6 protein-coding genes are annotated in these 9,025 nt (G+C 72.9%); 2 read left to right on the forward strand and 4 right to left on the reverse strand.

The genetic code is table 11. The features are described from left to right. Nucleotides 1–19: 19 nt before the first annotated feature. The 4 genes from OHA55_RS34330 to OHA55_RS34345 are packed head-to-tail and all read right to left on the reverse strand — an operon-like array spanning nt 20 to nt 5,236. Complete coding sequence (locus OHA55_RS34330; protein WP_266714035.1) at nt 20–811, reverse strand: ABC transporter ATP-binding protein; 792 nt, start codon at nt 809–811, stop codon at nt 20–22. Next, nucleotides 808–2,637, reverse strand: coding sequence for a dipeptide/oligopeptide/nickel ABC transporter permease/ATP-binding protein (locus OHA55_RS34335; protein WP_266714037.1), 1,830 nt, complete (start codon nt 2,635–2,637; stop codon nt 808–810). The genes OHA55_RS34330 and OHA55_RS34335 overlap by 4 nt, the downstream gene beginning before the upstream one ends. Nucleotides 2,638–2,672: 35 nt before the next feature. Further along, nucleotides 2,673–3,641 (reverse strand): ABC transporter permease, encoded by a 969-nt coding sequence (locus tag OHA55_RS34340; RefSeq protein WP_266714039.1) that lies wholly within the window; start codon nt 3,639–3,641, stop codon nt 2,673–2,675. A gap of 14 nt (nt 3,642–3,655) precedes the next feature. Then, on the reverse strand, nt 3,656–5,236 hold the full coding sequence (locus tag OHA55_RS34345; protein WP_266714041.1) for an ABC transporter substrate-binding protein: 1,581 nt from the start codon (nt 5,234–5,236) through the stop codon (nt 3,656–3,658). A 792-nt stretch (nt 5,237–6,028) separates the two neighbouring features. Between OHA55_RS34345 and OHA55_RS34350 the strand changes: the two genes are divergently transcribed. Continuing rightward, nucleotides 6,029–6,370, forward strand: coding sequence for a DUF5132 domain-containing protein (locus tag OHA55_RS34350; RefSeq protein ID WP_266714043.1), 342 nt, complete (start codon nt 6,029–6,031; stop codon nt 6,368–6,370). 261 nt (nt 6,371–6,631) lie between these two features. Beyond that, nucleotides 6,632–8,950: an ABC transporter ATP-binding protein/permease gene (locus tag OHA55_RS34355; RefSeq protein ID WP_266714045.1), complete on the forward strand. Its 2,319-nt coding sequence runs from the start codon at nt 6,632–6,634 to the stop codon at nt 8,948–8,950. The last annotated feature ends 75 nt before the right edge of the window (nt 8,951–9,025 follow it).

The following is a 9,025-nucleotide window of genomic DNA, read 5'->3' on the forward strand; positions in this document are numbered from 1 at the left end:
ACGGACACGAACACCGGATTCAGGACGACCTCTGCCCCGGGAGGGAGGCGCGCAGGGACGGCACGGAGGCGAGCAGCGTGCGGGTGTAGGGGTGGCTCGGTGCACGCAGGATCGTCCCGGTGGGGGCGATCTCGACGATCCGGCCGTGCCGCATGACCGCCACGACGTCCGAGACGTGGCAGACCGCGGGCAGGTTGTGGCCGATGAAGAGCATGGAGAGCCCGAGCCGGCGCTGGAGCTCCCGCACCGTGTTGAGGACGGAGGCCTGCACCGAGACGTCGAGCGCCGAGGTGACCTCGTCGGCGATCAGCAGGCCGGGCTCTACGGACAGGGAGCGGGCCAGGGCGACCCGCTGGCGCTGGCCGCCGGACAACTGGCGCGGCAGGCGATCGGCGAGCCCGGGATCCAGCCCGACCAGGCCGAGCAGCTCGGTGACGCGCTCGGCGCGAGCGGCCCGGTCGAGCCGGCGGAAGACCGTCGCGGCCTCGACGAGGGTCTGACGAGCCGTCATCCGCGGGTCGAGCGCGGTGTCCGGGTCCTGGCGGACGATCTGAACCAGGCGGCCGAGCCGCCGCCGGTCGTGGACGGTCCGGGTGCGGACCTCGCGGCCGTCGACCAGAACGCGGCCACTGTGCACGGGAACGAGACCGACGATCGCGCCGGCCAGGCTGGACTTCCCGGAGCCGGATTCCCCCACGAGACCGAGGGTGGTGCCGGAAGGGATCTCCAGTGAGACTCCGTCCACCGCGGCGGGGGCGTCGCGGGGGCCGGGGTGGCGGACGGTGAGGTCGATCACCTGAAGAGTGGTCATGGTGCGGGCACCGCCTCCGGGGCCGCCGCAGGAACCGGATGCCAGCAGGCGACCCGGTGGCCGGTCCCGAGGTCCTCCAGCGGAGGAGCCTGCTCGGCACAGCGGTCCCGGCGGCGCGGACAGCGGGGCTCGAACGCGCACCCCGCCGCGGGCGCCAGCGGATCGGGCGGCACCCCCTCGACGGTCGGCAGCGGCCGGCCCCGGTCGGCGGTGAGGTCCGGTACCGAGGCGATCAGGGCCCGGGTGTAGGGATGCCGGGCCCCGTCGGCGAGGCGGTCGACGGGCAGGGCTTCGACGACGGTGCCCGCGTACATCACCAGGATCCGTTCGCAGAACTCGCCCACGAGCGCGACGTCGTGGCTGATGAACAGGATCGCCGCGTCGGTGTCCCGCCGGAGGTCGGCGAGCAGCCGGGTGATCTGGCGCTGCACGGTGACGTCGAGCGCCGTGGTCGGTTCGTCGGCGATGATCAGTCCCGGCCGCACCATCAGCCCGGAGGCGATCATCACCCGCTGGCGCTGGCCGCCGGAGAGCTGGTGAGGACGTGAGCGCAGCATCGCCGGGGGAAGGGCCACCCGGTTCAGGGCGTCGGCGGCCTCCGCGGCGGCCTGCGCACGGCTCGCACCCCGGTGGGCCCGGACGGCCTCGGTGAGCTGGGTGCCGATGCGCAGGGACGGGTTGAGCGCCGAGGCCGGGTTCTGGAAGATCATCGACAGGCCCGTCGCGAGGTGCCGGTCCCTCTCCTTCGGCGTCAGGGCGGAAAGGTCCTTCCCGAGCAGGCGCAGTGTGCGCCTCGACGCCCGGGCGCCGTACGGGAGCAGGTCGGCGACGGCGAGCGCGGTGAGCGACTTGCCGGAACCCGACTCGCCGACGAGGCCGACGATCTCGCCCGGCCGCAGGGACAGACTCACCCCGCGCACCGGCCGGATCGTGCCGTCGGGGGTGGGGAGTTCGACGGTGAGGTCCTCGACCTGTAGGACCAGCCCGTCCTCGGCGGGACCGCTCGGAGCGGGTACCGGTGCGGGGCCGCGCGGCACCCGTCCGCGCCGTGCGACCTTGCCGGCCAGGACCTCTCCGAGCAGCTGGAAGGTCAGGGCCGCGTAGAGGATGGCCAGACCCGGGGCGAGCGCCGGAACCGGCTCCGCGTAGATCCGGTCGAGCCCCTGGCTGAGCAGTTGCCCCCAGTCGTACCCGGGCGGCTGGACGCCCAGGCCGAGGAAGCTCAGTCCCGAGAGCGCGACCAGCGCGGTGCCCGCCGCCGTGGTGACGCTCAGGAGCAGCGGCTCGGCGATGTTGGGCAGGACGTGCCGCCACAGCAGGCGGTGGCGGCGCAGGCCGAGGACCCGGGCCGCGGCCAGGTGGTCGGTGCCCGCGACACCCGCGGCGAGGGTCTGGGCGAGTCGGGCGAACCCGGGGACGGCGGCCGCCGCGAGGGCCAGTACCGCCCCGCCGGCGCCCGCGCCGAACACGACCGCGAGGAACATCGCGACGAGGAGCCCCGGGAAGGCGAGCAGGAGGTTGATCAGTCCGCCGGTCAGCCGACGGGCGCGTCGCCCGAGGACGGCGGTGCACGCCCCGAGGAGGACTCCCGCGGTCGCCCCGAGCAGCACCGCCGCCAGCGCGAGCAGCAGCGAAGGGCGGGTGGCCGTCAGGATGCGGGCGAGCAGGTCCCGGCCGAGGCCGTCGGTGCCGAACGGATGCACCGCGGAGGGGCCCTGGAGCACGGCCGACGGGTCCGGGCGGTCGGCCGCCGCACCCCAGACCAGGGGGCCGGCCAGGGCGAGCGCGACGAGCGACGCCAGCATGACCGCGGTTGCCCAGGCCATGGGAGAGCGGGGGAGTGCGGACGGGGGCCTCATGGTCACATCTCCCGGATCGCCGAGCGCGGATCGAGCAGGGCAAGCAGTACGTCCACCAGGAGGCCGGCGAGCAGCACGGTGGTGCCGAGCACCAGAACCATGGCCTGCACCACCGGGTAGTCCTGGGCGACCACGGACTGGGCCATGGCGGACCCGATGCCGGGCCAGGCGAAGACCTTCTCGACGAGCACGGTGCCGGCGATCAGCGCGGGCAGCAGACTTCCGGCGACGGTGAGCGCGGCGGACACCATGTTCGGTGCCGCGTGCCGGAGGTAGCGGCGTGCCGGGGACAGCCGCTTGCTCCGGGCGGTGCGCAGATAGTCCTCGTTCAGCACCTTCAGCGCCTCCACCCGGACGATGCGCAGGAGTACGGCGGCGGGAGCGAGGGAGAGCGCGAGGACGGGCAGGACGAGCGACTCGGCGCCCGCCGCTCCGGCCACCGGGAGCAGTTGGAGGCCGACGGCCAGCAGCGCGGTGAGCCCGGCGGCCAGGACGAAGTCGGGCACTCCCGTCAGACCGGCGGTGACCGCGGTGAACACCAGCTCGGTGCGCGGGCGTCGGCCGTCACGGGTGCGGACGGCGGCCAGCAGGCCGCCGGGCAGGGCGACGGCGAGGGCGGCCAGGAAGGCGAGGACGGCGATCTCCAGGGTGGCGGGCAACCGGGTACGGACCAGCTCGGCGACCGGCGCGCCCGTGACCAGCGACGTACCGAGGTCGCCGTGCAGCAGGCCGTCGAGGTAGTGGCGGTACTGGGAGAGGAAGGGAGCGTCGAGCCCGAGGTCGTGTCTGCGCGCGGCCACGAGGCCGGGGGAGGCGTCGACGCCGAGAGCGGCCCGGACCGGATCGCCGGGGATGAGACGGATCATCGCGAAGGACGCGGTGACCACGACCCCCAGGGAGAGGAGCAGCCGGACACCGCGGCGGCCGAGGAACACGGTCCAGGGATGCCGCGACAGCTGGGATGCAGACATGGTGGGGCCCCAGGTCACTGGTGGAGGCGGATGCTGGTGGGAACGAGCCCGCCGCCGAAGGTGGTGGCGAAGGTGGTGCGGTAGCCGTAGACACCGCTGCTGCCCCGGGCGATCGGCAGCGCGTCGGCCGAGCGGAAGAGAGCGGCGGCGGCCCGGTTCCACGTGCCGCACCCCGTCGTGTCCGGCTCCCGCAGGGCCCGGGAGACCAGGGCGTCGTACTCGGGATTCGCCACCCCCGCGAAGTTGAGGCCGCGGGCCGGGGTGGGGCCGGAGAAGAAGGAGACGAAGCCGACCGGCAGCGCGAAACCCGGAGTGCTGCCGACCACCACGTCGAAGTCGGCGCTCTGGTACATGGCGTTGACGAGGGCCGGCAGGCTCTCGGAGACCAGGTCGACCTCGGCGCCGAGAGCCGTCCACTCCCGGGCCATGAGCTCGGCCACGGAGACCAGGGTCGGGCCGAGGTCGGGACTGGTGATCAGGCGGAGCCGGAGCGGCCGGCCGTCCTTGGTGAGCGGGCCGTCGGCGGACCGGGTCCAGCCGGCCGCCCTCAGGGCCTCGGGGGCGTCGCGCGCGGGCAGATGGGCGTCGGCGAGGTCGGCGTGGCAGACGGCGCCCTCGGCGCCGAAGTCGGTGGCGGGGCTGCCGGTGCCGCCGACGGCGACGTTGGCGAGCCCCCGGCGGTCGAGGCCGGAGACCAGGGCGCGGCGCAGCGCCCGGTCGGAGAGCACCCGCCCGGGACGCTGGTTGAAGAAGGTCAGCCCGACCACGGTCGCCACGTCGGCGGTGGACAGGCCGCGTCCGGTGAGCCGGGCGCGGTCCGGCCCGCTCACACCGGCGATCTCGACGCCCCCGGTGAGCAGCAGGTTGGCCGCCGTGGACGCCTGGGGCACCACCGAGAGGACGAGGTGCGCGGGGAGGCCGGGTTCCTCGGTCGTCGCCCCGGAGGGCCCCCAGGAGTAGCCGTCGCGGACGGTGAACTCGTACGGTCCGCCGGGGGTGTAGCGGGTCAGTACGTAAGGACCGGTGCCCTGGGTGGTGCGGTCCAGCGAATCGGGCCGGTCGAGGCCGGCGGGGCAGACGATCGGCAGCAGGCCGACGGTGCGGGTGAGGAACGGGAAGGGCGCGGCGGCGGTCACTGACACCGTGCCGGTCCTGTCGTCGGCGCTCGCTTCGAACGGAACGTTCGGCAGGACGGTCTGGGCACCGGCGAGCTTGTGGGCCGGGTCGCCCGCGTAGGTGAGTGCCCGGACCACCGCCGAGGCGGTCAGCGTGGTCCCGTCGGAGCAGGTGACGTCCGGGCGGAGGGTGAAGGTGGCCGTGGTCGCCGTGGCCCGCCAGGAGGTGGCAAGACCGGAGACCAGGCCGCCGTCGGGGGCGAGGTTGACCAGGGAGTCGTAGGCGTAGTGGGCCTGGGGGGCGCCGAAGGCGGAGTACGGGTCGAAGCTCGGTGTTTCGCTGGTCCCGGCGATCCGGACGGTGCCGCGGATCTTCAGCGGGCCGGCGGTCGAGGAGGTGGCGGCTCGGCCGCAACCGCCCAGCGCGACGGTAGCGGCGAGGGCGGCCGCCAGAGCGACCGGCGGGGAGCGTCGGAGCATGGCGTCATGGTGCCACCGGTGTGTCGGTCCCGATGGTCCAACTGGCTTGTGCGGAAGGGGTGTTCGAATGTGCCAAGCCGCCTGGAAGCTGGGCGGGGAGCCGTCGCGGGCCATGGGGCGGCCGATCCTGGTTCACCCGTACGAGGGGCACCGGGGCGGGTTGTGCCCATCGACCGGGCGGGCGCGAGGGGTAGGGCGGATCGCGGGACGCGGGTCCCGCGGCGGGTGCGCGCGGGGGCGTCGGCCCTCCGCGGTACGGGGCGGTGGGGAACCGTCCCGCCCAAGGGCTGTCCCGTAATCCCCGGTGGGTGCGCGACGACAGCTACGGCACCTCGCCGCGTTGTCGGAACGTCCACATACATCCAGTATGCGGACGCTCCTCCGCCTTGCGATGCACCGCACCCGACGCCGCGCACTGATCCACCACGGATTACGGGACAGCCCTCAGGCCGTGGCGCCGGGCGTTTCGGAGCAGGGGCATCTATGGAGAAAGGTAATCGGATAATCGCATTGAATGGTGCTGGGGGCGGTGTGGTCCAAGGGTTACGCGCAAAAATCATGAACACTCGCACGAGTGAACAGAGGGGAGCTGATTGGTCCAGGCGGGTGTTATTCCACTACGGTGATCACGGGATCGGATGGTGAGTTCCGGCGTCCGGGAATCCGATTCGCCAGGTGAGTCCCGGATATTCGAGAGTGAATCCCGCCCGGCCACGCACTGCTCCGGTTTCGTTTTCGGCTTTGGTCGCGCCGGGTCCCTGTCATACGTATGCGTGGAGAGGATGGAGAATCATGCCGCCAGTAGTCCCGCCCTTCCTGATCGGCCTCATTGTCGCGCCGCTGGCCAAGCGCCTGCTCAAGCCACTGGTGAGCGGAGTCGTCAAGACGTCCGTCGGGATCGCGATGGAGGTGAAGAAGGCGGCTCAGGAGGCCGGGGAGAACATCCACGACCTCGCCGCCGAGGTGGCCGCCGACGTCGTGGCCGCCCAGATCGCCGCCAGTGAGACCGAAGGGCACTCCGTCGTCGGCCAGCGTGCCGGCACCAAGGACGCGGCCGCCGACCGCGCCGAAGGGGACGCGAGGGCCCCGAAGATCCGTGCGACCGCCGGTTCCGCCGCCGGCAAGTCCCACTGACGGCCCGTAAGAACAGGTGCCGCCGCCAGGCGTGCACGCCGATCGGTCTCGGCGCAGCACGCCCGGGCGGCGGCCATCCGCGAGCCGTTCGGCCGCAGAGATCCGCAGATGCGCCGATCCGCAGAGATCCGCAGAGATCTGCAGATTCGCAGAGATCCAGAGATCCCCAGAGATCCACCCTCAGTGTTTCCCGTTCCGTCGCCGTGATCCGTCGTGTCCGAGACGGACTCCCGCGACCTCCGCAAACAGGTGAACGTACACATGCCATCGCTACTGGGTGCCGCAGCCGGATTCCGCTCCGTGGAGTCGGGTGCGAGCCCGCGCTCGGTCATCCCGGGCCGTCAGCGCTGGGACGTCGAGCTGGTGCTCGGCCGCCCCCGGACGGCCGAGATCCTCGCCGCCGTGCTGCGCCGCATTCCCGGGATCACCGAGGCCCGGGCCAACCCGGTCACCGGCGGGGTGCTCGTCCGGCACGACGGGCGGCTGCACGCCGCGGACGTCGGCAGGATCATCCGCGGAGCAGCCACCCGGGTCGCGGAGAACGCGACCGGAGCGGGACGTCCGACCGGAGCGGGACGTCCGGCACCGGCGGCCGGCCCCACAGCCGCCTCGGCCCCGCGAGTGGACCTCGGCCCGGTCGTGCGCCCGGTGCTCGCCGTCGGCAGCGGTGTCGTGGCCGGGGCCACGCTGGTCAAGGGTTCCGCGAGAGGCAGGCAGTTGGTGGCGGCCGGCGGGGTCGCCGCGGCGACCGCGATCGTCCTGCGGAAGGCATGGCGCCAAGCGGTCGAGGCTGCCCAGCACACGACCGGGACAGGCGCGCAACGTCACCCGCTGCTGGAGATCGTCGGTCCGCACCGCCGCCGCCTCTACCGTGCCGCCGCCCTGTCCGTCGCCTGCCAGGCCGCGGAGATGGCGCTCGGTACCTTCCTCGGATGGACCGGCCTCGTCCTCATCAAGGGCGAGGCGGCCCCGCTGGCCGTCCTCGGCCTGACCACGGCCTCCGCCCAACTCCTCGGCCTGGCAGGTCTGGTGGCCGTCGCCTGCGCTGCGGTGGCCGGTCTCTCCTACGCCTCGAACCTCCAATGGCGCCGACTCGGCCAGGACATCGAGCACGACTGGCGGAGCCGCACGTACCGGCACGTCCAGCACCTCGAACTGGGTCATCTGGAAGGCGAGCGGACCAGCCGGGTGGCCGGCACGCTCACCAACGACGTCGGCCAACTGGGCGCCTTCTTCGCCGGCCCGGCCAACGACGTGCTGCAACTCGGCACCAGCCTCGCCGTCCTGGTACCCGCGTTCCTACTGCTGGCACCGCAGATCGCCTGGATCGCGTTCCTGCCGATCCCGCTCATCGCCTGGCTCTCGCTGCGCCACCAGGGAGAGGCCGCGGCCACCTACGCCGCCACCGGCGAGCGCCGGGCCAGGCTGGGCAGCCAGGTGATCAACTCCCTGGAAGCCGGTGCGACGGTCAAGAGCTTCTGCACCGAGGACCACGAGGCGACACGCGTCGACGAGCTGAGCGAATCGGTTCAGGAGAGCAGCCGGCAGGCCGACCGGAGCACGATCCGCCACGTCGAGACCGTACGGGCCTGTACCACCGCGTCCATGGCCGGCACCCTTCTGATCGGCGGCCGGTCGGTGCTCAACGGCACCCTGCGCTTCGAGGTGTTCAGCCCGCTGATCGGACTGCCCCAGATGCTGATGATGCGGATGAGCCGCCTCGGCGGCATCGCCGACCAGTACCAGCGCACCCTCGCGTCCTACGACCGGGTCCAGAGCCTGCGCGCCCTGCCCGTCGAGGTCGACAACGGCGACGGGACGCTCGAACTCGCCGAAGTACGGGGCGAGATCGTCCTCGACGGGGTCACCTTCGCCTACCCCGGCCGCCCGGCGACACTGGAGGATCTCTCCCTGACCATCCCGGCCGGGCAGGTGACCGCCCTGGTGGGAGCGACCGGCTCGGGCAAGACGACGATCGCCAAACTCCTGATGCGCTACCAGGACGCGGAGTCGGGCCGGGTGCTGCTCGACGGCCAGGACGTCCGGGACCTGCGGCGGCACGACCTGCGGCACGCCGTCGGCTTCGTCGCGCAGGATCCGTTCCTCTTCGACGGCACCATCGCCGACAACATCCGCTACGGCACCTTCGAGGCCTCGCACGAGGACGTGGTCCGGGCCGCCGCCATGGCCGAGGCCCACGCCTTCGTCGCCACCCTGCCCGACGGCTACGACACCCTCATCGGTGAACGCGGCACCACGCTCTCCGGCGGCCAGCGGCAGCGGATCGCCCTGGCGCGCGCGATCCTCAAGGACTCCCCGGTCGTCATCCTCGACGAGGCAACCTCCGCCGTGGACAACGAGACCGAGGCCGCCATCCAGCGCACGCTGCGCAGCTTCGCCGAGGACCGGACGATGGTCGTCATCGCTCATCGCCTCTCCACGGTCCGCCACGCCGACCGGATCTACGTCATGGACAAGAGCGGCACCGTCGCCGAGCAAGGCACCCACGACGAACTCCTCGCCCAGCACGGGCTCTACGCATCCCTCTGGCAGCTCCAGGCCGGCGACATCGCCGCCTGACCGCGGAAGCGGACCGCCCCCGCCGGCCACGTGACACACACCGTGGCCGGCGTGGGTCGGCACGCCCTGCGCGCT

The sequence above is a fragment of the Streptomyces sp. NBC_00102 genome (genome assembly GCF_026343115.1).
In the GTDB taxonomy this organism is placed as follows: domain Bacteria; phylum Actinomycetota; class Actinomycetes; order Streptomycetales; family Streptomycetaceae; genus Streptomyces.

What these genes read in the sequence shown, in the direction of transcription:
- OHA55_RS34345 (WP_266714041.1), bottom strand. Translation starts at nt 5,236, where the DNA reads ATGCTCCGACGCTCCCCGCCGGTCGCTCTGGCGGCCGCCCTCGCCGCT.
- OHA55_RS34335 (WP_266714037.1), bottom strand. Translation starts at nt 2,637, where the DNA reads ATGGCCTGGGCAACCGCGGTCATGCTGGCGTCGCTCGTCGCGCTCGCC.
- OHA55_RS34330 (WP_266714035.1), bottom strand. Translation starts at nt 811, where the DNA reads ATGACCACTCTTCAGGTGATCGACCTCACCGTCCGCCACCCCGGCCCC.
- OHA55_RS34350 (WP_266714043.1), top strand. Translation starts at nt 6,029, where the DNA reads ATGCCGCCAGTAGTCCCGCCCTTCCTGATCGGCCTCATTGTCGCGCCG.
- OHA55_RS34355 (WP_266714045.1), top strand. Translation starts at nt 6,632, where the DNA reads ATGCCATCGCTACTGGGTGCCGCAGCCGGATTCCGCTCCGTGGAGTCG.
- OHA55_RS34340 (WP_266714039.1), bottom strand. Translation starts at nt 3,641, where the DNA reads ATGTCTGCATCCCAGCTGTCGCGGCATCCCTGGACCGTGTTCCTCGGC.